This is a genomic window from Kribbella sp. NBC_01510, from assembly GCF_045040325.1.
Taxonomy (GTDB): Bacteria; Actinomycetota; Actinomycetes; order Propionibacteriales; family Kribbellaceae; genus Kribbella.
The window spans coordinates 7,863,075-7,886,715 of sequence record NZ_CP109418.1 but is presented as its reverse complement, the minus strand read 5'-3'; the positions used below and the strand labels follow the sequence as shown (position 1 = coordinate 7,886,715).

Annotated in this window: 20 protein-coding genes; 17 read left to right on the top strand and 3 right to left on the bottom strand. The window is 68.6% G+C overall.

The genetic code is table 11. The features are described 5' to 3' along the window. The first annotated feature begins 71 nt into the window (after positions 1-71). The 3 genes from OG558_RS38580 (at position 72) to OG558_RS38570 (ending at position 5,546) form a co-directional block, all read left to right on the top strand. A complete protein-coding gene (locus OG558_RS38580; protein ID WP_405067434.1) occupies positions 72-653 on the top strand; it encodes a papain-like cysteine protease family protein in 582 nt (193 codons plus the stop codon). A 2-nt stretch (positions 654-655) separates the two neighbouring features. Further along, positions 656-1,465, top strand: a complete 810-nt coding sequence (locus OG558_RS38575; RefSeq protein ID WP_405067433.1) for a hypothetical protein — start codon at positions 656-658, stop codon at positions 1,463-1,465. A 226-nt stretch (positions 1,466-1,691) separates the two neighbouring features. Then, positions 1,692-5,546 carry a hypothetical protein gene (locus OG558_RS38570; RefSeq protein WP_405067432.1) on the top strand — a complete coding sequence of 1,285 codons (3,855 nt, stop codon included), beginning with the start codon at positions 1,692-1,694 and terminating at the stop codon, positions 5,544-5,546. A gap of 38 nt (positions 5,547-5,584) precedes the next feature. Here the strand turns inward: OG558_RS38570 and OG558_RS38565 are convergent, their stop codons facing one another. Further along, positions 5,585-6,811, bottom strand: coding sequence for a DUF349 domain-containing protein (locus OG558_RS38565; RefSeq protein ID WP_329476171.1), 1,227 nt, complete (start codon positions 6,809-6,811; stop codon positions 5,585-5,587). A gap of 234 nt (positions 6,812-7,045) precedes the next feature. Between OG558_RS38565 and OG558_RS38560 the strand changes: the two genes are divergently transcribed. Genes OG558_RS38560 through aspS form a run of 3 tightly spaced genes read left to right on the top strand, consistent with a single transcriptional unit; the run spans position 7,046 to position 10,858 of the window. Continuing rightward, on the top strand, positions 7,046-7,735 hold the full coding sequence (locus OG558_RS38560) for an MBL fold metallo-hydrolase (protein ID WP_405067431.1): 690 nt from the start codon (positions 7,046-7,048) through the stop codon (positions 7,733-7,735). A gap of 10 nt (positions 7,736-7,745) precedes the next feature. Beyond that, positions 7,746-9,077, top strand: coding sequence for a histidine--tRNA ligase (gene hisS, locus OG558_RS38555; protein ID WP_405067430.1), 1,332 nt, complete (start codon positions 7,746-7,748; stop codon positions 9,075-9,077). Continuing rightward, on the top strand, positions 9,074-10,858 hold the full coding sequence (aspS, locus tag OG558_RS38550) for an aspartate--tRNA ligase (RefSeq protein ID WP_405067429.1): 1,785 nt from the start codon (positions 9,074-9,076) through the stop codon (positions 10,856-10,858). The genes hisS and aspS overlap by 4 nt, the downstream gene beginning before the upstream one ends. A 9-nt stretch (positions 10,859-10,867) precedes the next feature. On the opposite strand, the gene OG558_RS38545 is transcribed toward aspS, so the two are convergent. Then, on the bottom strand, positions 10,868-11,539 hold the full coding sequence (locus OG558_RS38545) for a class I SAM-dependent methyltransferase (RefSeq protein WP_405067427.1): 672 nt from the start codon (positions 11,537-11,539) through the stop codon (positions 10,868-10,870). A gap of 82 nt (positions 11,540-11,621) precedes the next feature. On the opposite strand from OG558_RS38545, the gene OG558_RS38540 reads away from it, so the two are divergent. The 4 genes from OG558_RS38540 to OG558_RS38525 all read left to right on the top strand — a co-directional run bounded on the left by OG558_RS38540 (position 11,622) and on the right by OG558_RS38525 (position 15,162). Next, positions 11,622-12,086 carry a helix-turn-helix transcriptional regulator gene (locus OG558_RS38540; protein WP_405067426.1) on the top strand — a complete coding sequence of 155 codons (465 nt, stop codon included), beginning with the start codon at positions 11,622-11,624 and terminating at the stop codon, positions 12,084-12,086. After that, positions 12,083-12,511, top strand: a complete 429-nt coding sequence (locus OG558_RS38535; RefSeq protein ID WP_405067425.1) for a VOC family protein — start codon at positions 12,083-12,085, stop codon at positions 12,509-12,511. The genes OG558_RS38540 and OG558_RS38535 overlap by 4 nt, the downstream gene beginning before the upstream one ends. A gap of 50 nt (positions 12,512-12,561) precedes the next feature. After that, entirely contained in the window at positions 12,562-12,915 is a 354-nt protein-coding gene (locus OG558_RS38530; RefSeq protein ID WP_405067424.1) for a GntR family transcriptional regulator, read from the top strand. Between the two features lie 231 nt (positions 12,916-13,146). After that, positions 13,147-15,162: a GxGYxYP domain-containing protein gene (locus OG558_RS38525; protein ID WP_405067423.1), complete on the top strand. Its 2,016-nt coding sequence runs from the start codon at positions 13,147-13,149 to the stop codon at positions 15,160-15,162. Between the two features lie 52 nt (positions 15,163-15,214). On the opposite strand, the gene OG558_RS38520 is transcribed toward OG558_RS38525, so the two are convergent. Next, on the bottom strand, positions 15,215-15,817 hold the full coding sequence (locus OG558_RS38520; protein ID WP_405067422.1) for a hypothetical protein: 603 nt from the start codon (positions 15,815-15,817) through the stop codon (positions 15,215-15,217). Between the two features lie 107 nt (positions 15,818-15,924). Between OG558_RS38520 and OG558_RS38515 the strand changes: the two genes are divergently transcribed. The 7 genes from OG558_RS38515 (at position 15,925) to OG558_RS38485 (ending at position 23,569) form a co-directional block, all read left to right on the top strand. Then, positions 15,925-16,722, top strand: a complete 798-nt coding sequence (locus tag OG558_RS38515) for a GNAT family N-acetyltransferase (RefSeq protein WP_405067421.1) — start codon at positions 15,925-15,927, stop codon at positions 16,720-16,722. A gap of 44 nt (positions 16,723-16,766) precedes the next feature. Next, positions 16,767-19,280: an accessory Sec system translocase SecA2 gene (secA2, locus tag OG558_RS38510; RefSeq protein ID WP_405067420.1), complete on the top strand. Its 2,514-nt coding sequence runs from the start codon at positions 16,767-16,769 to the stop codon at positions 19,278-19,280. A gap of 76 nt (positions 19,281-19,356) precedes the next feature. Beyond that, positions 19,357-19,998, top strand: a complete 642-nt coding sequence (locus OG558_RS38505; protein ID WP_405067419.1) for a VC0807 family protein — start codon at positions 19,357-19,359, stop codon at positions 19,996-19,998. 58 nt (positions 19,999-20,056) lie between these two features. Next, entirely contained in the window at positions 20,057-21,424 is a 1,368-nt protein-coding gene (locus OG558_RS38500; RefSeq protein WP_405067418.1) for a replication-associated recombination protein A, read from the top strand. A gap of 366 nt (positions 21,425-21,790) precedes the next feature. Beyond that, on the top strand, positions 21,791-22,618 hold the full coding sequence (locus OG558_RS38495; RefSeq protein ID WP_405067417.1) for a hypothetical protein: 828 nt from the start codon (positions 21,791-21,793) through the stop codon (positions 22,616-22,618). A gap of 515 nt (positions 22,619-23,133) precedes the next feature. Next, entirely contained in the window at positions 23,134-23,421 is a 288-nt protein-coding gene (locus tag OG558_RS38490; RefSeq protein ID WP_405067416.1) for a hypothetical protein, read from the top strand. A gap of 19 nt (positions 23,422-23,440) precedes the next feature. Continuing rightward, positions 23,441-23,569: an excalibur calcium-binding domain-containing protein gene (locus OG558_RS38485; RefSeq protein WP_405067415.1), complete on the top strand. Its 129-nt coding sequence runs from the start codon at positions 23,441-23,443 to the stop codon at positions 23,567-23,569. Positions 23,570-23,641 lie beyond the last annotated feature (72 nt).

Here is a 23,641-nt window from a genome sequence, read left to right as displayed (position 1 = left end):
GTACGCCGGTTCTTGCCGCGGCCCGGCCGGGTCCCGACGATGGACATCCACAACCCATCGCAGGAGGCTCCATGAGCAGGCTCCGCCCCCGCCGCTCCTGGTCATTGCTGCTGGCAACGATCCTCGGACTGGCCACGCTGGCTCCGCTCGCGCCGCCGGCGTCGGCCGCGCCCGGCAGCTACTACCTGAACGTCACCGGGCAGTCCCAGCAGAAGTCGAACTGGTGCTGGGCGGCGAGCGGCAACAGCATCGCGGCGTTCTACGGACGCGCGTACTCGCAGAACCAGTTCTGCAACCTGGCCTTCGGCAACAGTCAGAACGCGACCTGCCCGAACAACCAGGCCACGCTGGCGAACGACCAGCAGGCCTTCCGCTCGATCGGGATCAGCGCCGGCAGCTACGTCTCGGGCACGCTGAGCTTGAGCACCCTCGTCACCGAGATCGCGGCCGGGCGCCCGGTGATGACGCGGATCGGCTGGACGTCGGGCGGCGGTCACATGATGGACATCATCGGGTACGACTCCTCCGACTCGACGATCGAGTTCTACAACCCCTGGCCGGACGACCCGCGCTACAACTACTCGACCTACAACTGGTACCGGTCGAACTCCCAGTTCACCTGGACCCACTCCCTGTACCGGATCGGAGCCTGACCATGCCCCGCCCCAAGAACATCCTGCTCCGCTCCGCCGCCGTACTGGCCGTCGGTCTCGGACTGCTGATGACCTTCGCCGGTGGTGCGAATGCGGCGACCCCGCAACCGGTCTCCGCCACTGAGTTGTCCAAGGCAACCACTGCGGCCCAGTCACCGACCGCCCTCCGCCTGCTCGGCAGACTCGCCACCACGAGCTCCGCGAAGACCGCCGGCAAACTCACCGTCGCGCCGGACACCCACGCGATCTACGCCCTCAATCCGGCCTTCGTCCGCGACGCCTCGGCGCCCGTGGCAACCTTCTGGTACGCCGCAACTGCCGCCACCCAAGGCAATCAGTCGCTGACCGTCTTCACCGCCCTCGACGCGGCCACCGGCACCTGGCAACCGGTGAACGTAGCCAGCGGCAACACCGAAGCCCGCATGAGCACCGCAGCCCGCGGCGCCCTCGTCTTCACCGAACCCCAGATCGGCGCCTGGTACGCCCTCACCGGCACCCGGATCCGCCCCCTCAACCCCGCCGCCGCCAAGTCCATCGGCACCGCCCCCATCACAGTCGCCGCCTACCAAGACCTGGTCGCCACGCGCTACTCCGACAAACTCCCCGGCACCCACTACTCCGACCAAGGCACCGCCGGCGGCTACGACGTCGCCACTGCACCCTCCACCGACGGCTACAACGACCTCACCGCCGCACCCCCCACCGATACCTACAACGACCTCATCCTCCCCATCACCTGCGCAGCCGCACTCCTTCTGGCCCTCGCCGTCGGCGTTCTCCGCCACCGCCGCGGCAAGCCCGCCTCCAACTAAACCCTCGCCCGCCGCGAGCCAGCAGCCAGGCGAGTTTGCGCGGCACTTGACGGGCCGTGAAGGGCAGCCCGGCGAAGTAGTACGGCAAGTCGTACTCGAACATCCAGCAGGAGGCCCTCAGCGTGCTGAGAGTTGTCCACAGGGAGTGAGGTCTTGACAACAGGTTGATGGAGTGGCGAGCTTGCTGGAGGCAACAGCGCTCTCGGGGGACTAAGGGGAGTGCGGTATGACGATTGGACGGGTTCGGCTTGCCGTAGCGGCGATCGGGTCGGCGGTGCTGATAGCGGGGCTGGTGACGGCTCCGGGCAGCGCTGTTGGCAGTGCGGTGGTCGACGACACCCCGACGTTGCAGCCGGGAGCGGCGCCGCCGCGAATCAGTGAGGAAGACGAGCAGGTCCAGCTGCAGCGGGACCTGTTCTTCATGAGTCGCCGTACGGCGGGCGACCAGCCGCTCGACAACCAGCAGGCCGGAGCATTGCGTGCGGCCGCGGCCCGGGCCGCGGCCGACCTCCGTAAGAACGGGACGCCAAGTCCCGGCCCCGCGACGTTCACCGGTACCTGGACCGGCCTCGGACCGGATCCGATCGTCCAGGTGACCCGCAGTACGCCGATCTTCACCGCGATGGCCGGGCGGATCGGGGCACTGGCGATCCGGCCCAGCAACGGCCGGTTCATCCTCGGCGGTGCCCAGGGTGGCATCTGGCTGTACGATCCGGCGACCGGCACCTGGTCGGCGAAGACCGACGGCCAGCCGTCCCTCGCCATCGGCGCGCTCGCCGTGGCACCGTCCAACGACGCCATCGTGTACGCCGGTACCGGTGAGGGCGCACTGTCCGGCGACAGCTATTTCGGCAACGGCATCATGAAGTCCACCGACGGCGGTGAGCATTGGGCCCAGGTGTCCGGCGACTTCTTCGAAGGCGTGTCGACCTCTGCGCTGGCCGTCGATCCGGCCAACGCGAACCACCTCTACGCCGCGATCCTGCGCGGCCGCGGCGGAGCCCGTCGTACGACGCCTCCGGTGCACTCGCGGTACGGCGTCTGGGAGTCCAAGGACGGCGGCACGAGCTGGACCCTGCTGAAGGAAGCGAAGTCGGAGCTCAACGGCGCCACCGACCTCGAGCTGGACCCGCAGAACCCGAGCATCCTCTACAGCTCGTTCTGGGGGGACGCGATCTACAAGAGCACCGACGCCGGCGCGCACTGGGCACCGATCATGACCGGTCTGCCTGCCGCTGACTACGCCGGTACCGGGACGCGGTTCGCGCTCGGACTGTCGCATCCGGCGGGGCAGAACGCCGTACTGTACGCGGGATTCAACTGGAACGATCAGCCTTCCAGGGTCTTCAAGTCGACGAACCAGGGGGCCAGCTGGGCGATCCTGCCGGCCGGCACCGGTGCCGACACGGTCGAGGACTACTGCGCGGAGCAATGCACGTACGACAACGTGATCCTCGCGGATCCGGTGAACCCGAACATCGTCTACGCGGCCGGCCAGTTCAACTACGACATCGGATCCGGCGGCATCTTCCGGTCCGACGACGGTGGCCAGACCTGGAAGAACCTCGGCTGGGACCAGCACCCGGACTTCCACGCGGTCGCACTCGACCCGGCGAACCCGGCGCACGTCCTGATCGGCAACGACGGCGGCGTCTGGTACAGCGCCGACCGCGGCGGCCGGCCGAGCGCCACCGACCCGCTCAGCGCGGTCACGTGGCAGAACCTCAACGGTACCGTGGATCCGAACACCGCGGCGGTGACCCATCGCACCGGTCTCCAGCTCGGTCAGTTCACCTCGATCGCGAACGTGCCGACCGTGCCGGCCAGGGTCTGGGGCGGTACGCAGGACAACGGCACCGACCGTAAGTCGACGGCCTCGGCCAGCTGGTTCGACGTCGCCAGCGGTGACGGCGGTCAAGTGCTGGTCGACCCGAACGACGCGAACTTCGTGTTCGGCACGTACTTCGGCATCACCCCGTATCGCTACACCGACGGCGGAGCGGCGTTCTTCTCCAACCAGTTCATCCAGACCGGGATCAATCTGAACGACCGGGCCGAGTTCTACATCCCCTGGGTGCAGAACCAGCAGCGGACGGATCAGCTGTTCCTCGGCACCTACCGGCTGTACCGCACGGACAACGCGAAGGCTCCGTCGGCGGGTGACGTGCGGTGGAAGCCGATCAGTCCCGACCTGAGCAGCGGCTGCACCGGCGCGGCTCCCAACGGCGGACGCGGCTGCTTCATCTCGGCGATCGGCGTGGGTGGCGGCAACGCCGTCTACACCGGCGCGGAAGACGGGTACGTGTACGTCAGCCCGAACGCCCAGGCCACGGACACGCCCACCTGGACCCGGCTGGACAACGGCAAGCTGCCGAAGCGGCCGCCCACGCAGATCGCGGTCGACCCGAGCAACTACCGGATCGCGTACATCTCCTACGCGGGCTTCAACCGGGCGACGCCGTCCCGGCCCGGTCACGTCTTCAAGACCACCGACGGCGGGGCGAGCTGGACCGACATCAGCTTCAACCTGCCCGACAGCCCGGTGAACTCGATCATCCTCGACCCGTCGTACGCGAACACCCTGTACGCCGGGACCGACGTCGGACCGTTCGTCACGCACGACGGCGGCGTGCACTGGGCACCGCTCGGCTCCGGCATGCCGGACGCCGCGATCTGGCAGCTCAACCTGGATCCATCCCACCGGGTGCTGGCAGCCGGAACCCACGGTCGGGGAGCGTTCCGGAGCTTCGACACGACGGCCGTCCCGGCGCTCGTCGTGAGCAAGGTGGACGCGGGCGTGCCGGTCGGACCGTCGAGCCGGCTCGACTACGCGATCACGCTGAAGAACATCGGCAACGCCGCCGCAACCGGGGTGACGCTGACCGACCCGATCCCCGCGAACACATCGTTCCTCGACGCCGACAACGGTGGTACGAACGTTGCCGGAGTCGCGACGTGGACCGGTCTGACCATTCCGGCGGGCGGCAGTGTCACCGTGCACCTCGGCGTACGGATCGCCAGCTCGAAGAAGCTGTCCGCGATTGTCAACGACGGCGTACGAGCCACGTCCGCCGAAGGTCCCTTCACCACCGGCTCACCGGTGACGACCCCGATCGCACCGGCCTACGCCGTCGGCCTCACGCCGGCGACGCAGACCGACGGCGGTCGGCCGGGGACCACGGTGAACTACCCGCTGTCGGTCAAGAACCTCGGCTTCACCACCGACAGCTACACGTTGTCGAGCAGTGGCGGGACCGACCCGGTCGCGTTCTTCGACTCGACCTGTACGACGCCGGCCACGACGACACCGGCGGTCGCGCCAGGGGCGACGGCAGCGGTCTGCGTCAAGGTGACGGCTGGGGCGACCGGCACGAACACGGCCACCGTGACCGCGACCTCGGCCGGTAGTCCGGGGGTCACGGCGACCGCTTCGATCAAGACCATCGCGGTCACCGTCGACACCTTGCTCGTCGACAACGACAACAACTCGCCCGACGTGCAAGGGGTGTATTCGACCGCCCTGACCAGCAAGGGTGTCCAGTTCGACACCTGGGACCTCGGCGCCGACAGCAACCTGCCGCTGAACTACCTGCTCGCACACAAGAACGTCGTGTGGTTCACCGGGAACAGCTACCCGGCACCGATCACGCCGTACGAGCAACGGCTGCAGGCGTTCCTGACCGGGGGCGGGCGGCTGCTGATGTCCGGTCAGGACATCCTCGACCAGGCAGCGGGTACGACGGCCTTCGTGCACGACTTCCTGCACATCACCTGGGACGGGAGCGAGACGCAGAACGACAAGGGCACTGACGCCGTGCACGGCGTCGCCGGGAACCCGGTGACGAACGGCATCGGCACGGTGCCGCTGAACCACGCGGTCCTGGGCGCTGAGTTCGAGGACCAGATCACGCCGAACGGTGGTGCGCTGACGGCGTTCACCGATGACGCCACTCAGCCGGACTCACTGTCGTTCGCCGGGACGTACAAGGTCGTCTTCCTGGCCTTCCCGTTGGAGGCCTACGGAACGGCGGCCGACAAGGCAGACCTGATCGGCCGGACGATGACCTTCTTCGGGCCGTAAGCCCGGGCTGACGCCTGCGGGAGCGGGGCCCGCGGGCGTCAGCTGAAGTCGGTGAGGGCGTTCTGCGCCTGGGTGAGCCATTCGCGGCGGGCGGCGATGGCTTCGCGGGCCTCGGTGGCCTTGCGGGCGTTGCCTTGGGACTCCGCCTTGGCGGCCTGCTTCTCCAGGTCGGCGATGAGCGACTGGAGCTGCTTGACCGTGGCCTCGGCCCGGGCGCGGGCCTCGGGGTTGCTGCGGTTCCAGACCTCGTCCTCGGCGGCCTTCACGGCCTGCTCCACGGCGCGCAGGCGGGAGTCGATGGCGCGCATCGAGTCGCGCGGGACCTTGCCGATCTGGTCCCAGCGGTCCAGTAGCTCGCGGAGCTGCTCACGGGCGACCTTCGCGTCCTCGACCGGCAGGATGGCCTCGATCTCGACCAGGAGCGTCTCCTTGGCCTGGAGGTTCTCCACCTGCTCGGCGTTCTCCTCGGCCTGTACGGCGTCCCGCGCGCCGAAGAACGTGTCCTGGGCGGCCCGGAAACGCGCCCACAGCTTGTCGTCCACTTCGCGCGGCGCCGGACCGGCGGCCTTCCACTGCCGCATCAGGTCCCGGAAGCGGCCCGACGTCGGACCCCAGTCGGACGACGACGCGAGCGTCTCCGCCTCAGCTGCGAGCCGCTCCTTCACCACCGCGGCCTCCTCACGCTTGGAGGACAGCTCGGCGAAGTGCTGCTTACGGTGCCGGGTGTAGGTCGTCCGCGCGGAGGAGAACCGGTGCCACAGCTCGTCGTCGCTGGACTTGTCGAGCCGGGGGAGTGCCTTCCACTCGTCGAGCAGTTCGCGCAGCCGGGTCACGCCGTGCCGCCAGTCGGTGCCGGCGGCGATGGTCTCGGCCTCGGTGGCGATCTTGGTCTTGGCGGCGCGGGCCTCTTCGACCTTCGCGGCCCGCTCGGCCTTGCGCTTCTCGCGCTGCTGGGCGACCAGCGGGGTGAGCGCCTCCAGCCGGGACCGCAGGCCGTCGAGGTCGCCGACCGCCTGCGCCTCGTCGATCGAGCTGGTCACCTTCTTCACCGCGGCTCGCGCGTCGTCCGGCGACACCGTGCCCGCCTGGACCCGCTGCTCCAGCAGCTCCACCTCGAACGCCAGCGCGTCGTACCGGCGGGTGTAGAAGGCGAGGGCCTCCTCGGGGTTCGCGTCCGGCCACTGGCCGACCGCCCGCTCACCGTCCTTGGTCCGTACGAAGACCGTTCCGTCCTCAGCTACCCGGCCCCAGCTCTCTCCGGCCACAACTCGCCCCTTCCGGCGGTATGCACTGCGCTCGTGCCCATTCTGGTCAGTCCCCGGTCCATCCGCGCGAACAGGGTCCGCCTGGGCGCGTCGGGTGCTGTCCCGACGCTTATCCCTGAACAATCACAAACTCCCAGCCGTGACGCAACGGTGTTGCGTCACAATCCGGTTCGAACTCACCGCCCGCGCACCGGTAGCCTTGGGTGGTCCGGAACCGTTTCAGGAAGGTCTGTCGTGCTCATCGCCGGGTTCCCCGCGGGTTCGTGGGGTACGAACTGCTACGTCGTCGCCACCGGCCAGGGCGCGGAATGCATCGTCATCGACCCCGGTCAGGACGCGACCGCCGGCGTCGAGCGGGTGGTGCGGGAGAACAAGCTCAAACCCGTCGCCGTACTGCTCACACACGGTCACATCGACCATATGTTTTCCGTACTCCCGGTCTGCGGGACGTATGACGCCACCGCCTGGATCCACCCGGACGACCGGCACCTGCTGTCGGACCCGATGGCCGGGCTCAGCCCGGAAACGGCGCGGATGCTGCTCGGCGGGACGCACGAGTTCGCGGAGCCGGACGACGTCGCCGAGCTCACGGACGGGCTGAGCGTCGAGCTGGCGGGCCTTAGTTTCACCGTCGACCACACCCCTGGACACACCAGAGGGTCGGTCACGTTCACCACGCCGTACGACGGGCCGGAAGACGTGCCCGCGGTTCTTTTCTCCGGTGACGTGTTGTTCGCCGGGTCGATCGGCCGGACGGATCTGCCTGGGGGCGACCATCCGGCGATGCTGCATACCTTGGCCACCAAGATCCTGCCGATGCGCGACGAGATCGTCGTCCTGCCGGGTCATGGTGGCCAGACCACGATCGGCCGGGAGAAGGCGACCAACCCCTACTTGCAGGACCTGGAGATTCAGCAGATATGAGCAAGGCCAAATGATTAGACTCAGCCCACTGAGCGGGTTCCCCGAGTTTTTGCCAGCGGACCGGATCGTCGAGCAGCGGTTCCTCGACGTGATCCGGGAAACGTTCGAGCTGCACGGTTTCGCGTCGATCGAGACTCGTGCGGTGGAGCCGGTCGAGCGCCTGTCCAACCAGGGCGAGGACGCCGACAAGGAGATCTACGGCGTACGGCGCCTGGCCGCCGGAGCCGATGAGGACGCGGCGCTCGGGCTGCACTTCGACCTGACCGTGCCGTTCGCCCGCTATGTGCTGGAGCACAGCGGCAAGCTGGTCTTCCCGTTCCGCCGCTACCAGATCCAGAAGGTCTGGCGCGGTGAGCGCCCGCAGGAGGGCCGCTACCGCGAGTTCACCCAGGCCGACATCGACATCGTCGACAGCGGCGAGCTGCCGTTCCACTACGAGGTCGAGCTCCCGCTGGTGATCGCGGACGCGCTGCGCAAGCTGCCGGTGCCGGAGTTCGTGATCAAGGTGAACAACCGCAAGATCCCCGAGGGGTTCTACCGCGGACTCGGCCTGGATGACGTCACCACGGTGCTGCGGATCGTCGACAAGATCGACAAGATCGGTCCGGAGAAGGTGGTCGAGCGCCTGATCGAGGCCGGCGCGACCGACAAGCAGGCTCGGCTCGCGGTGCAACTGGCCGACATCTCCAGCACGGACACGTCGTTCGCCGACCAGGTCCGCGCGCTCGGTGTCGAGCACCCCACGCTGGACGAGGGCCTCGAGCAGCTGAGCCAGGTGATGGCCGCGGCCGCCGAGCACGCTCCCGGTCTGCTGATGGCCGACCTGCGGATCGCCCGCGGCCTGGACTACTACACCGGCGCGGTCTACGAGATCTACCTGGTCGGCCAGGAGTCGTTCGGGTCGGTGGGTGGTGGTGGGCGGTACGACTCGCTCGCCTCCGACGGCAAGACGACGTACCCGGGCGTCGGGATCTCGATCGGTGTGTCCCGGCTGGTGCACCGGCTGATCAGCCAGGGGTTGCTCAAGGGCAGCCGCAGTACGCCGACCGCCGTGCTGGTCGCGTTGAACGCCGAGGAGGACCGGGCCGACGCGATGCGGACGGCCGCGCAGCTGCGTTCGCGCGGAATTCCCGTCGAGGTGGCGCCGGCGGCGGCGAAGTTCGGCAAGCAGATCCGGTTCGCGGACCGGCGTGGGATCCCGTTCGTGCTGTTCAGCACCGAGAACGGCCCTGAGATGAAGGACATCCGCAGCGGCGAGCAGGTGCCCGCCGACCCGGCCACCTGGACGCCCCCGGCGGCCGACGTACGACCTCAGATCGACACCCTTCAGGAGAACTCGTGATCCGTACCCATTCCGCAGGCTCGTTGCGCGCCGAGAACGCCGGGCAGACCGTGATCCTGGCGGGCTGGGTGGCGCGGCGGCGCGATCACGGCGGCGTGGCGTTCCTCGACCTGCGCGACTCCACCGGCACCGTCCAGGTCGTCATCCGCGACGAGGACGCCGCGCACGGCCTGCGCTCGGAGTACTGCCTGAAGGTCGTCGGCGTCGTCTCCCCGCGTCCCGAGGGCAACGCGAACCCGAATCTGCCGACCGGGGAGATCGAGGTCATCGCCGAAGAGGTCGAGGTGCTGAACGAGGCCGCCCCGCTGCCGTTCCCGGTCGAGGAGCACCACACGACCCCGGTGAACGAGGAGGTCCGGCTGAAGTACCGGTACCTCGACCTGCGCCGCCAGGGCCCCGGTTCGGCGCTCCGCCTGCGCAGCCAGGTGAACCGCGCGGCCCGGGAGGTGCTCGCGAACCACGACTTCGTCGAGATCGAGACGCCGACGCTGACCAAGTCGACGCCGGAAGGCGCGCGGGACTTCCTCGTCCCGGCGCGGCTGCAGCCCGGCTCGTGGTACGCGCTCCCGCAGTCGCCGCAGCTGTTCAAGCAGCTGCTGATGGTGGCCGGGATGGAGCGGTACTACCAGATCGCCCGCTGCTACCGGGACGAGGACTTCCGCGCCGACCGGCAGCCGGAGTTCACCCAGCTCGACATCGAGATGAGCTTCGTCGACCAGGACGACGTCATCGCGCTGTCCGAGGAGATCCTGGCCGCGCTGTGGAAGCTCGTCGGGTACGACGTGCAGACGCCGATCCCGCGGATGACGTACGCCGAGGCGATGGCGCGGTTCGGCAGCGACAAGCCGGATCTGCGGATGGGCCTCGAACTGGTGGAGTGCACGGAGTACTTCAAGAACACGCCGTTCCGGGTGTTCCAGGCGCCGTACGTCGGTGCCGTCGTGATGCCGGGTGGCGCCGACCAGCCGCGGAAGCAGCTGGACGCGTGGCAGGACTGGGCCAAGCAGCGCGGGGCTCGTGGTCTGGCCTACGTGCTGGTCGGCCAGGACGGTGAGCTGGGCGGTCCGGTCGCGAAGAACCTGTCGGACGAGGAGCGCGCGGGAATCGCCGACCACGTCGGCGCGAAGCCGGGGGACTGCATCTTCTTCGCTGCCGGTCCGGTGAAGTCGTCGCGGGCCCTCCTGGGTGCGGCCCGGCTGGAGATCGGCCGCCGCGGTGGGCTGATCGACGAGTCGGCCTGGTCGTTCGTGTGGGTCGTCGACGCGCCGCTGTTCGAGCCGGCCGACGAGGCGACCGCCGCGGGTGACGTCGCGGTGGGTTCGGGCGCGTGGACCGCCGTACACCATGCCTTCACGTCGCCGAAGCCGGATTCGATGGCGACGTTCGACACCGACCCGGGGTCGGCGCTGGCGTACGCGTACGACATCGTCTGCAACGGCAACGAGATCGGTGGCGGGTCGATCCGTATCCACCGCGAGGACGTCCAGAAGCGGGTCTTCAAGGTGATGGGTCTGACCGACGAGGAGGCGACCGAGAAGTTCGGGTTCCTGCTCGACGCGTTCAAGTTCGGCGCGCCGCCGCACGGCGGGATCGCGTTCGGCTGGGACCGGATCACCGCCTTGCTGGCCGGCACCGAGTCGATCCGCGACGTGATCGCCTTCCCGAAGTCCGGCGGCGGGTTCGACCCGCTGACCGCCGCGCCGGCGCCGATCACGCCGGAGCAGCGCAAGGAGGCCGGCGTCGACGCCAAGCCGGAGAAGAAGGACGACGCCAAGCAGTAGCGCGGACCGTCAGGCGAGTTGCGCTCGTACCCAGGTCTTGTCGGGGGTGAGGTAGTCCGTCAGGGTCAGGCCGGCCTCGGTCAGCTGTGCGGACAGCTGCTCCTCGGTGAGGTTCTGGGTGAGGATCCGTTGCGACCAGGAGCGGCCTCCGATGGTGTGGGTCAGGGTCGCGGCCTGGCGATTGCCGGGGAGTTCCTCGACGTCGGAGACGACCAGGCGGCGGCGGTCGTTCTCCATCACGGCGGGACCGCGCAGCATGCCGGGGATCTGCTGCTGGAGGAGGACGGCGCCGCCGGGGCGGACGTGGAGGGCGCAGGTCTGCAGCAGGCGCAGGCGTTCCGCGTCGTCGGCGACGTTGATCAGGTACGACATCATCAGCACCACGTCGAAGCGGCGGTCGAGCCTGAGGTCGCCGATCGTCGAGCAGATCGTCTCGGTCTCGGTGACCCGCGCGATCATGTCCGGCGACTCGTCGACCGCGACCACCTGATGGCCGCAAGCGAGCAGCGGCCGGGTGATCCGCCCGGTACCGCAACCTAGCTCGAGAATGCTGCTGCCCGGATCGATCGCGGCGTTGATCAACTGGTCCTCACCGTGCACCGGCGTGACCTCGTAGAGTTCGATCGCACTGCCGTCCGGCGTGTGCGGTCCCGGCCCGGTCCCACCTTGTCCGACTCTCATCCCACCACCTTCGAGCAGGCTGTCGGGGAGCTCCAAGCTTTCGGTACCCGCCGAAAGTCCGCTCTGGGCCTAGGCTCGGAGGGTGGCGATCGTCGTACCGGTGGGGCTGCTGGGGCATCTGCGGCGTGCGCGGGATGTTGCTGATCGCAACTATGCGGAACCGCTCGACCTCGCCGGGCTGGCGGCGGCTGCCGGGGTGTCGAAGTACCACTTCCTGCGATGCTTCGCGGCCGAGTACGGCGAGACGCCGATGCAGTACGTCACCCGTCGGCGGATCGAGCGCGCGACCGATCTGCTGCGGGCGACGAACCTGACTGTGACCGAGGTGTGCGGACTGGTCGGATACAGCAGCCTGGGGTCGTTCTCGCAGCGGTTCACCGAACTGGTCGGGATGACGCCGACCGAGTACCAGCGGACGCAGACCGGGGCGCGGATCCCGGGTTGCTTCGTGTTCATGCTCGGGCTGAACTCCGCAATTCCGGAGAAGCAACCAGGGGCGGCTGCCGCCTACCGTCGTACTGACGACGACCAAGAGGAGGAGCCGTGATCACCAACGTCAGCCTGGTGACCGTCTATGTGAACGACATCGACGCGGCGAAGGCGTTCTACACCGACAAGCTCGGGTTCGTGCTGGGGGAGGACATCACCCTCAGCGAGGACTTCCGCTGGTGCACGGTGCACCAGGCCGACCATCCCGAGCTGGAACTTGCGTTGATGCTGCCCGGGCCGCCTCTCGACGAGGAGTCGGCCGGCTGGATCCAGCGGATCATGGCGAAAGGTTCGATGCACGGTGTCGGCCTCGCCACGGACGACTGCCACAAGACGTTCGCCGACCTGGTCGCCAAGGGGGTCGAGTACATCCAGGAGCCGGCCGATCGTCCGTACGGCGTGGAGGCGGTACTGCGGGACAACTCGGGCAACTGGCTGGTCCTGGTCGAACAGAAGCCCTACACCGCCGAAGACTTCGGCTGAACCCGGCCAGCTGAATTCCCCCGGGGCCGCCGATCCGGCATGCTGAGCGGATGGACATTTCGGTGGATCCGGTCGGGATCACGCCGCCGTACGAACAGGTGCGTGCGCAGATCGAGGCGTTGATCCGGGCCGGCGAGCTGGCCCGGGGGACGCGGTTGCCGACAGTTCGGCAACTGTCGCTGGATCTGGGGCTGGCGGTGAACACGGTCGCGCGGGCCTACAAGGAACTCGAGGCCGACCGGCTGGTCGAGACGCGCGGGCGCAACGGGACGTTTGTACTCGCGTCGCGGAGCCAGGTCGACGACGAGGACACCCGCGCCGCCGCCACCGCCTTCGCCCGAGCCGCCCGCCGCGCCGGCATGAGCTTGGCCGAGGCCACCGAGATCCTGAGCCGGGCCTGGTAGGGGCCTGTACCGAAGAACGGGTAGTAGTGGTCCCCGCCTTTGGCCGTCAGGCGTGGGCGACCCCATCAACTCCTCGATATCGGCACCACTACCCGCCCGTCGGTACGCGTGACCTCGGAAACGATTCCAAATACCTGGGGCGACGGTGTGACGAGCTATGTACACGCTGTCGTGACGTTGCTAATCTCCCGGCTGATTTGACATCGATGTCAACCTCAGGGAGTGGTCACGATGGTCTCGAGACGTGCGTTCCTGGCGGGCAGTGGCGCGGTGACGGCGGGTGGGTTCGGGTTGCTTCCGGGCCTCACCGCCAGCGCGAATGCCGCCGATCTCACGACCGGAAGCGGCTCCCGGCTCCTGCCGGTGTTCAACCGCCCGAAACGCCTGGACTACGGCGACGTCAGCAAGCTCAGCGGTGGGGATCAGACCCTGCTGACAACGTTGCAAGGCGTCGTCAATCGCACTCAGCCCGAGCTGTACTTCCTCTACGACACGGGCACCATGAGTACGCCGGACGCCAAGTGGCTGGCCGACATGCACTTGCCCACCAAGCTGTACGCGAACCCGCTGGACCTGGTCGCCAAGTACCGCAGCCGGATCCGCGGCGCGATCGTGCACGACCCCGACGTACCGGACTCGCTCAATGTCGCGACCACCTTGGCCGGCTTGGAGAACGCGGTCGTCGCCGACGCCGATCAGGCCAAGGCCCATGGGCTGCGGATCGTGAAGGACCTGCGCGGGATGTTCGACGCCGACCGCGTGAAGACCTATCGGTGGCAGCTCGACAACCTGTTCCCGCGGGTCACCCAGCAGCTGCTCGCCGGCCTGCCGCCGACCATGGTCGTCAACGTCGAGAACGTGGTCTGGCAGGAGATCGCCCGCGAGACCCGGCAGATCCGGGACTCGTCGAACCGCGGCACCTACGACCTGGACGTCTCGGCCGAGCTCGGCAAGGAGGCCGTGTACGTCCGGTTCGCCGACTCGTTCGGCGACGACGGCTGGGGTGCCTCGGTGCTTTCGGTGTCGGTGAAGGCGAACGGCACCGAGATCGCCCACTTCGCCCCGAACACCCCGGAGGAGGCGCCGTACCTGTTCGACGGCTCGCACTCGTCGATCGGTGGTGAGGGCAACCGGTTCGCCGACGGCGGCAACTACTGGATCTACCGCATCGCGCCGCCCGCGGGTACGACGTCCCTGGTCGTGACCGTGGAGATGTGGAACCAGTACCTGATCGCGGCCACCGACACCGCACCGACCCGGATCGAGCCGTTCCCGTACTTCCGCGACTACGTGGTGGCCACCAAGGCCCTGGTGAGCTGGCTGCCGCCGGGCGGCGAGACCGGGGACCTGCTCATCGAGCACTACGCCAAGTACCCGCCGCTCGCGCCGTACATGGGCTGGTTCGCCAACGATGTCTCCGGTGAGTGGGACGGCGTCGACCTCGCCTCGCAAGGTGGTTCGCCGGTGATCGCGGCCGACTTCTACATGAACGGGACCGTCCACGCCGGGTTCACGGCGCCGATCTCGGACAAGGTCCGGCCGGTGCGGCGGATCACCACGCCGAAGAACAAGGTCTACGTGACACTGACCTTCGGCGAGGGCGACAACATCCAGTACTGCCAGCGCCGGATGCGCGACATCTGGGACGACCCGAAACGCGGCGAGGCGCTGGCCAACTGGACGATCAGCCCGCTGCTTGCGGAGACCGGTCCGGGGTTGTTCAGCTACTTCCAGCGGACCGCAACGGCCAATGACCTGCTGGTCTGTGGTCCGTCCGGTGGGGGCTACACCTATCCCGGCTCATGGCCCGCCGACCAGTTGACGTCGTACCTGAAGATGTCCGGCGACTTCATGCGCCGCACCGGGATGGATCAGGTCTACGCGTACAACAACCGCCAGAACGGCCAGTGGGTGCCGTTCCCGGAGGAGATCGCCAAGGGGTATGCCGACTACACTCCGGTGAAGGGGATCATCCAGTCGTGGGACGGCGACCCACTGCTGGTCCGGCGCGGCGGACTGCCGGTGATCGGGATCTGGGGCGCACCCGGCAAGGCCGCCGAGTACAAGGCCGCGCTCGATGCGAAGATCGCGAACTGGGACGGCGCGAGCCCGCTCTTCATCGCGGGCGGGATCGGCGCCTGGTCGTGGACACCGTCCGACATGGCCGAACTCGCGCCGATGCTCGGCGATCCCTACGAGTTGGTGCTCGCGAACACCTTCTTCGACCTGCTCAATCGCGTGCTCTAGAAGGCGAAAGCGGTCGCCCGGTGGGGGAGCCGGGCGACCGCGGGGTGGGGGCTTACCAGTGGTGCGCGACGTCGATCACGAGGCGGGTGTTCGATCCCGGCCCCGCGAGCGTGTAGACGCGGAACGGGAGCCTGGCGCGGACGCCGACGCCGATCGTGGTCTGCCCCTCGAAGCTGCCCGCGGAGGCGAGCTGGCGGAGCGTTGTGTAGCCGGCCACGTTGGTCAGCTCACGGTCGTTCTTCGGCAGGTACGTCGCCTTCCCGTTGTCGTCGTACGCCGGGGCGTGGACGACGATCTGCAGTTTCGCGCCACCGCGGAGCGGGACGAGGAAGCCTGCGCCGTCGGTGTAGACGTTCGTCACGTAGCGGACGTCGTAGCCGGCTGTTCGGCCGTGCACATCGACGACGATCCTGTCGAAGCACGGATGCCGTCCGGTGCGGACGTTCGTGACGGGTGCCGGTGTCATCCGGCTGTTTGCCTCGGGCAACGATCCCCAGCCGCTCGGGCAGGCGGCGGCGACGACCGTGGCGGTCGAGGCGGTACGGGGTGCGGTGGATGATCCGGTGAGGGCCGGCGCGGCGAACGCGGCGGCCGGGACGGCCATCACCGCGAGTGCGGCGAGGATCGTCTTGGGTGTGATGTGGTGGATGTTCATGATGGTGTTCCCCCCTTGTATGGACAACTACTTGGACGACACCAGTTGCCAACTGGTTTACTTTCGAGCCTGGTGATTTCTGGTAGTCGATCAGGCACGATGTGCGGATGACGCCAGCCGAGTTGCTCGAGGTGTTCCACCGCCGGATCCGGTTGCCGGACGCCGACGCCATCCCCGGCTGGAAGCAAGAGCACGACGGCCTGGTGCATCGCTCGTACGACGACGGGCCCGACAGCGCCGGGTTCGTCGAGACACCGCGCGGTCTGGGCAACGACCCGGACGCCGTGATCGCGGACCAGGTGGCGTTCTTCCGTGACCGTGGCCTGCCGTTCGAGTGGAAGACGTACGCGTACGACGAGCCGGCCGACCTCGGCGAGCGCCTGGTCCGGGCCGGGTTCAGCCGGGAGGAGCCGGAGACGCTCATCCTCGGTGAGGTGGACCGGATCCTGGAGCGGCCCTCCGCCCTGCCGTCGAAGGTGCGGCTGCGGGAGGCCGATGGACCGGAGGACTACCACCGGATCGGCGTACTCACCGACACGTTGTGGCACAACGGGCTGGATCGGATCGTGGAGCGGCTGGCGGCCGAGGCGCGGATGTTCCCCGACCGCTTGTCGGTGTTCCTGGTCGAAGACGCGCTGAAGGCGGCGGACGGGCCGGCGGTGTCGGCCGCATGGGTCCGCTTCCACCCCGGGACCGGGTTCGCCAGCCTGTGGGGTGGCGGGACGTTGCCGGAGTGGCGGCGGCAGGGGTTGTACAGCGCGCTGCTGGTGCACCGGGCCCGGCTGGCGAAGGAGCGTGGATACGAGTTCCTCCGGGTGGACGCGTCCGAGGACTCCCGCCCCATCCTGCAGAAGCTGGGACTCCACGGGGTCACGATCACCACGCCGTACGAGTGGACACCGTGACCTGACGCGCGGAACGACGGTCCGACGCTGTACGTTTCCGGATCATGGCCCTGAAAATCGCTTCTCGCTTCCGCCGGCTGCTGCAGCGCCCCGGTTCGATCGATCTCGGCCCGTACGAGCGGCTCACCCAGCTGGTCGGCGAGGCCGAGGAATCGGTCCTGGCCCTGACCGACGAGGAGCTCACCGAGGCGGTCGCGGAGCTACGCACCACCGGCGGGCTGCACGAGGACGAGCAGATCGAGTTCCTCGCGCTGGCGCGGGAGGCGGGCCGGCGGACGATCGGCGAGCGGGCGTTCGACGGCCAGGTCGTCGGCGCGCTGGCGATGCTGCAGGGCCGCGTGGTCGAGATGGCCACCGGTGAGGGCAAGACGCTGGCCGGTGCGTTCGCCGCCGCCGGGTACGCGGTCGGTGGCCGCAAGGTCCAGGTGCTCGCAGTGAACGATTATCTGGCCCGCCGCGACGCCGAGTGGATGGGCCCGGTGTACGAGCTGCTCGGCGTGACGGTGTCGCACATCGGCCAGGCGTCCACGCCGGAGGAACGGCGTACGGCGTACGAGGCGGATGTCTGCTACGCGCCGGCTAGCGAGATCGGCTTCGACGTACTGCGCGACCGGCTCGTCACCGATGTCGCCGACCGGGTCACGGTCGAGCCGGACGTGGCGCTGGTGGACGAGGCGGACTCGGTGCTGATCGACGAGGCCCGGGTCCCGCTGGTGCTGGCCGGTGCGACCCGGACCGAGGAACTGGACGAGGACGTGGTCCAGCTGGTCCGGACGCTGCGCGCGGGCGTGGACTACGAGATCGACGGCGACGGCCGGACGGTCGCGCTGACCGACAAGGGCACGGACAAGGTCGAGGAGACGCTCGGCGGGATCAACCTGTACGAGGACGACAACCTCGACCGGCTGACCCAGATCAACGTCGCGCTGCACGCCGAGGTGCTGCTGCGCAAGGACGTCGACTACCTGGTCCGCGACGGCAAGGTCAGCCTGATCAACAACAACCGCGGCCGGATCGCGAAGCTGCAGCGCTGGCCCGACGGTCTGCAGGCCGCCGTCGAGGCGAAGGAGGCCGTGCCGGTCAGCGACTCCGGTGAGGTGCTGGACAGCATCACCGTGCAGGCGCTGGTCAAGAGCTACAAGACCCTGTGCGGCATGACCGGTACGGCGGTAGTCGTCGGGGAGTCGCTGCAGGAGTTCTACGAGGTCGACGTTGCCGTCGTACCGCCGAACAAGCCGAACATCCGCAAGGACGACCCCGATCGGCTGTATCTGACGGCCGAGCAGAAGAACGTGGCCCTGGTCGAGCACATCGCCGAGGTCCACGAGACCGGACGGCCGATCCTGATCGGCACGCACAGCGTGGAGGAGTCCGAGCAGTTGAGCGACCGGCTCGAGGCTGCCGAGGTCCCGCACGTCGTACTGAACGCGAAGAACGACGCCGAGGAGGCGGCGATCATCGCCGAGGCCGGTGTGCCGGGGACGGTGACCGTGTCGACGCAGATGGCCGGTCGCGGTACGGACATCCGGCTGGGCGGCAAGGACGAGTCGCACGACAAGGACAAGGCCATCGAGCTCGGCGGCCTCTACGTGATCGGGACCGGTCTGCACGCCTCGCGCCGGCTGGACGACCAGCTGCGTGGGCGCGCCGGGCGGCAGGGCGACCCGGGTGGCACGCTGTTCTTCGCCAGCCTCGCCGACGAGCTCGTGACGCGCTACTCCGTCTCGTCCGGTCTGCGGCCGCATCCGGACGAGAGTGGGCGCCTGACGGACCGGAAGTCTGTCGGGATGCTCGAGGGTGCACAGCGGGTCGCCGACGGCGCGAATGCCGAGCTGCACCGGACGACGTGGCAGTACCACCGGCTGACCGGGCAGCAGCGGGCGATCCTGCTCGACACCCGGGAGAAGGTGCTGGTCGACGACCTCGCGGCCGAGGAGCTGGCCGAGCGGGCCAAGGAGCGGTACGACGAACTGGTCGACGAGGTCGGCGAGGACGTGGTGAAGGACGCGGCCCGGCGGATCGTGCTGGGTCACATCGACCGGCGCTGGACGGACCACCTGGCGTACCTGGCGGATCTCCGCGAGGGGATCCACCTGCGGTCGCTGGCCGGCGGCATCGTGCACCTGAAGCCGATCGACGAGTTCAACAAGTCGGCGATCGCGTCGTTCGACACGCTGATCGCGGATGCGTGGGCGGACGCCGTCGAGACCTTCCAGGACGCCGAGATCACCGCGGACGGGCTGGACGAGGAGGCCAGCGGCATCCCGCGGCCGACCGCGACCTGGACCTACCTGGTCAACGACAACCCGTTCGGCACCGAGGCGGACCGGATCCTGGGTCGCCTCCGCAACGCGATCAAACCCGAGTCGGTGGCGGAGTCGGAGGAGATCCTCCCCGAGGAGTTCGACGAGGACGACCTCCCGGAAGAGCTCCGCGACGCGGACGACGAGGACGAGCTGCCCGAAGAGTTGCGCGACGCGGACGACGATGAGGACGAGCTGCCGGAAGAGCTGCGTGACGCGGACGAGGATGAAGAGAAGCCGGACCAGAAGGCGTAGACCTTCGACTTTGGTCTGATCGGCCGCAGCCGTCCGCCCGATGCCGGGCACCGGCCCGGCGGGCGAGTCTCGGGTCATGTCCCGCACCCGCGACCGCGTCCGGTTCCTCGTCTTCGACATCGCCACTCCGCTCGCGCTGTACTACGGCCTCCGAGCCGCCGGCGCGAGCAACGTGACCGCTCTGCTGGCCGGCACCGTGCCCGGTTTGATCAGTGCGGGGATCTCGATCGCGCGTCGCCGCCGTACCGATCTCCTGGGGGTGGCGGTGATCGTCAGCATGCTGGGGAGCGCGGTGGTGGCGGTCCTGGGTGGGGATGCCCGGCTCCTGCTCGTTCGCAACGCCTGGATCAGCCTCCCGTTCGCCGGGATCACACTGTGGTCCCTCAGGCATCCGCAACCGCTCTGCTACACGTTCACCCGCGCGATCTTTTCGTGGCGTGCAGCCGTGATGGATCGGCTGTGGGACGAGGATCCACGGTTCCGGCAGGCCTGGCGGAGGATCACGGTGCTCTGGGGGATCACATCCGTCCTCGACGCCGTGATCCGGGTCGTCGTCGCGTACACGCTGCCGATTCCCGTCGTACCCGCGATGGAGCCGGTGATCACGGTGGTCACGATCATCGCGCTGCAGATCCCCACCCAGGTGCTGCTCCGCCGCAGCGGCGCGTGGCACGTGGTCTTCGCTCCGCGGCCGGCGGCACGGCGAGCAGGCATGTAGCTGTAGCACCAGGGTGATGGATGCGGGCGCTGTCGGTGCCGGCGGATAGGCTCGGGACGTGAGTGATGGGTTGTTCGACCTTCCGGGAGCGCCGGCGCCGGCCAGGGGCGGCGGGAGTCTGGCGGACGTGGACCATACGGCGGCTCCGCTGGCCGTGCGGATGCGGCCGCGGAGTCTTGACGAGCTCGTCGGGCAGCAGCACCTGCTCGCACCCGGGTCGCCGTTGCGGCGGCTGGTGGAGGGTGACCAGCCGATGTCGCTGCTGCTCTGGGGCCCGCCGGGGACGGGGAAGACGACGATCGCGGCGGTCGTGTCGCATCAGACCAACCGGAAGTTCGTGGAGTTGTCGGCCGTCACGGCCGGGGTGAAGGACGTCCGGCAGGTGATCGACGGCGCCCGCCGGGATCTGTCCCGCGGGACCGGCACCGTCGAGACCGTGTTGTTCATCGACGAGGTGCATCGGTTCACGAAGGCTCAGCAGGACGCGCTCCTTCCCGGCGTGGAGAACCGCTGGGTGACGCTCGTCGCGGCGACCACCGAGAATCCGTTCTTCTCGGTCATCTCGCCGCTGCTCTCGCGGAGTCTCCTGCTCACGCTGGAATCCCTGACCGACGACGACATCTCGACGCTCCTCGACCGGGCGTTGACCGACGAGCGCGGATTGAACGGAGAGTTCGAGCTCGCCGAGGACTCGCGGGCGCATCTGCTGCGGATGGCCGGGGGAGACGCGCGGCGCGCGCTGACCTATCTGGAGGCCGCCGCCGGCGGAGCGCGGGCGAAAGGCGCCAAAGTCATCGACCTGAAGACGCTGGAGACCGCGGTCGACCGGGCTGCGGTGCGGTATGACCGAGCCGGAGATCAGCACTACGACGTCACGTCGGCGATGATCAAGTCGATCCGGGGCTCGGACGTGGACGCGGCGATGCACTACCTGGCGCGGATGATCGAGGCCGGCGAGGATCCGCGGTTCATCGCCCGCAGGCTGGTGATCTCCGCCAGCGAGGACATCGGTATGGGGGACCCGACCGCGCTCGGTGTCGCGGTGGCCGCGGCTGAGGCGGTGCAGCTGATCGGCATGCCCGAGGCGCGGATCAACCTCGCCCAGGCCGTCGTCGCGCTGGCCCTGGCGCCGAAGTCCAACGCCGTGATCATGGCCGTCGACGCGGCCATCGCGGACGTGAAGGCCGGCAAGGTCGGCCCGGTCCCACCCCACCTGCGCGACGCCCATTACGCCGGAGCCAAGAAGATCGGCCACGGCTCGTCGTACCAGTACTCCCACGACGACCCGCGCGGCATCGTCCCGCAGCAGTACGCACCGGACGTCGTCGACCGCACCGACTACTACAAGCCCACCCGCCGCGGCGGCGAAGCGGCGTACGCCGACCGCGTCGCCAACATCCGCAAGATCCTCAGGGACCGCGAGTGAGCCGGATGGCGTGATCCCGTGGTACGCCGAGGTTGCCGAGTGGTCGATCCAGTGTGGAAAGAGTGATGTGGGTAAGCCCTTGCCGACGGCACGCTGCTCGCACTCGATGGCATATCGCCCGCGCTCGGCACGGTGGCTTCGGTGGCGTGGGGCGGACGAGTAACACGGTGGCTTCAGTGGATTTGGAGCTGTGGACAATGTGAGGTGCCGCGTACGGGGTGCGGGCATTGTTGGGTGATGGGGAAGATCGACGGACCACCACTTGCCGTGCGAAGGCGGGAGTTGCTCGCTGTTGGGGTCACCCGAGCGCAGCTGGAGTCACCACACTGGGTATCGCCGCATTTCGGTTACCACCGGTCGGCACAGGTGAACGATCCCATCAGGCAGCGGATCCTGGACGCAACGGCGGTCATGCCGGACGGTGGCGTGGTTGGCGGCTGGGCGTCGGCGTACTTGCAAGGCGTGGCATACCTCGATGGCGGCTGGGCACGGACCGCGCGTGGCGAGCTGCGCGTCGGTGAACCCGTTCTGCTCGTGGTACCGCCGAGAAGCGTCGTGAATCGGCCAGGCATCAACACGCTGCGCGCAACCTTGGAGCCTGATGACGTGGTCGAGTGCCACGGCCTCCGGTGTACCAGCGGCGTCAGGACGACGTACGACCTACTGCGGCTTGCGCCGAATCTGACTGAAGCCGTCGTGGCCGGTGACTGCCTCCTCCATGCCGGGCTTGCGGACCCTGGCAGGATTTCGGCCTACGAGATGGCGCATCCGCGCCGGCGCGGTTTGCGGCAGCTCCGCGCCGCGCTGCCGTTGCTGAACAAGCTGGCGGCGTCTCCACCGGAGTCGAGGCTGAGGTTGCTCTGTCGACGCGCGGGACTTCCGCCGCTCGAGGTGAACGCACCGATCTTCGATGTCGACGGCACCTTCCTGGGCATCGTCGACCTGCTGGAGCCGATCTCGGGACTTGGCCTCGAGTACGACGGCGCGTACCACCGGGAGATCAGTCAACAGACGGCGGACAATCATCGCGAGGAAGGCCTCGAACGCCGCGGTCTGACGATCATCCGGGTGACGTCGGTGGACATGGCGGACGAGCCGGCATTGATCACCAGAATCCAGCGCGCACACCACGCCTGCCTGTCCGCGCCCCCCATCCACCCCCACCGCTGGACCTTCGCCCCCCGCGCTCCCTAACCCACCAACCCACCAACCCCACCAACCCACCCATCACATCGAGTGTGGGCAACGTGCGGCTGGTAAGCCCCTTCCAATCACACACCGCTCACAGTCGATGGCACATTCCCCTCATTGGCACGGTGGCTTCGGTGGTGAAGGGTGGGTGGTGTTGCTGGTTTCGGTGCCCGGTGCGTTCTGTGCTGGGATCGAGTGGGTAGGCTGCCTCTCGGCCTGGGGGTGAAGGGTTCGCACGTGACGCAGTTCCGCCTCGCTCGACATATCCGCAGTTCCGGTCCCCGACACAGCCGCCGACGTCTGCCGCTTCTGAAGCTGGGCGCACTCGCCGCGGTCGTGGTCGCACTGGCCGCCATATTGTTCTTCGTTCCGTCCCGCTCGCACGACTCGGCAACTACCCAGGCACCTCCGAGCACGACCTTGTTCAGCCCGCAGGTCGAGCGGACCTCGGGTACGACGCGGTCGGGCAAGCGACCGTCTCTCCCGGTGGGGAAGCCATTGCTGCCGGTCACCACCCCGTGGTTCCCGTCGACGCGGCCGACGCCGACCCCCAGCGCGCCGGCCCCACCGTGGTCAGGCCCGCTCTCCGGGCCGAGCCGGTCCAGCACCCCCGTCCCGCCGACCACCCTGGCGAAAACCACCCCGTCGAAACCCACCTCGACGACTCCGGCCCCAGCCAAACCGGCCACAACGACGGCCAGCCCAACGACGCCCAGCCCAACGGCGCCGAGCTCGACGACACCCAGTCCGACGACACCGAGCCCAACGTCGCCGAGTCCGACGACACCGAGCTCGACGACACCTAGCTCGACCACTCCCACAGCGGTGGTGTACAAGGACTGCGCCGAGGTCCGGGCAGCCGGCAAGGCGCCCCTGTACCGCGGTGATCCGGGCTACTCGACAGCGCTCGACCACAACGGCGACGGTGTCGCGTGCGAGAACGGCAGCTCCTGACCGTTGCCGTGGGATGACGTGCTGTCGCGGTTTGGTGAGGGACTGTGATGTGCGGGATGGTGTCCTGGAGCG

Coding starts and splice junctions, on each gene's coding strand:
- OG558_RS38580 (WP_405067434.1), top strand. CDS start 72: ATGAGCAGGCTCCGCCCCCGCCGCTCCTGGTCATTGCTGCTGGCAACG.
- OG558_RS38575 (WP_405067433.1), top strand. CDS start 656: ATGCCCCGCCCCAAGAACATCCTGCTCCGCTCCGCCGCCGTACTGGCC.
- OG558_RS38570 (WP_405067432.1), top strand. CDS start 1,692: ATGACGATTGGACGGGTTCGGCTTGCCGTAGCGGCGATCGGGTCGGCG.
- hisS (WP_405067430.1), top strand. CDS start 7,746: ATGATTAGACTCAGCCCACTGAGCGGGTTCCCCGAGTTTTTGCCAGCG.
- OG558_RS38545 (WP_405067427.1), bottom strand. CDS start 11,539: ATGAGAGTCGGACAAGGTGGGACCGGGCCGGGACCGCACACGCCGGAC.
- OG558_RS38530 (WP_405067424.1), top strand. CDS start 12,562: ATGGACATTTCGGTGGATCCGGTCGGGATCACGCCGCCGTACGAACAG.
- OG558_RS38525 (WP_405067423.1), top strand. CDS start 13,147: ATGGTCTCGAGACGTGCGTTCCTGGCGGGCAGTGGCGCGGTGACGGCG.
- OG558_RS38520 (WP_405067422.1), bottom strand. CDS start 15,817: ATGAACATCCACCACATCACACCCAAGACGATCCTCGCCGCACTCGCG.
- OG558_RS38515 (WP_405067421.1), top strand. CDS start 15,925: ATGACGCCAGCCGAGTTGCTCGAGGTGTTCCACCGCCGGATCCGGTTG.
- secA2 (WP_405067420.1), top strand. CDS start 16,767: ATGGCCCTGAAAATCGCTTCTCGCTTCCGCCGGCTGCTGCAGCGCCCC.
- OG558_RS38505 (WP_405067419.1), top strand. CDS start 19,357: ATGTCCCGCACCCGCGACCGCGTCCGGTTCCTCGTCTTCGACATCGCC.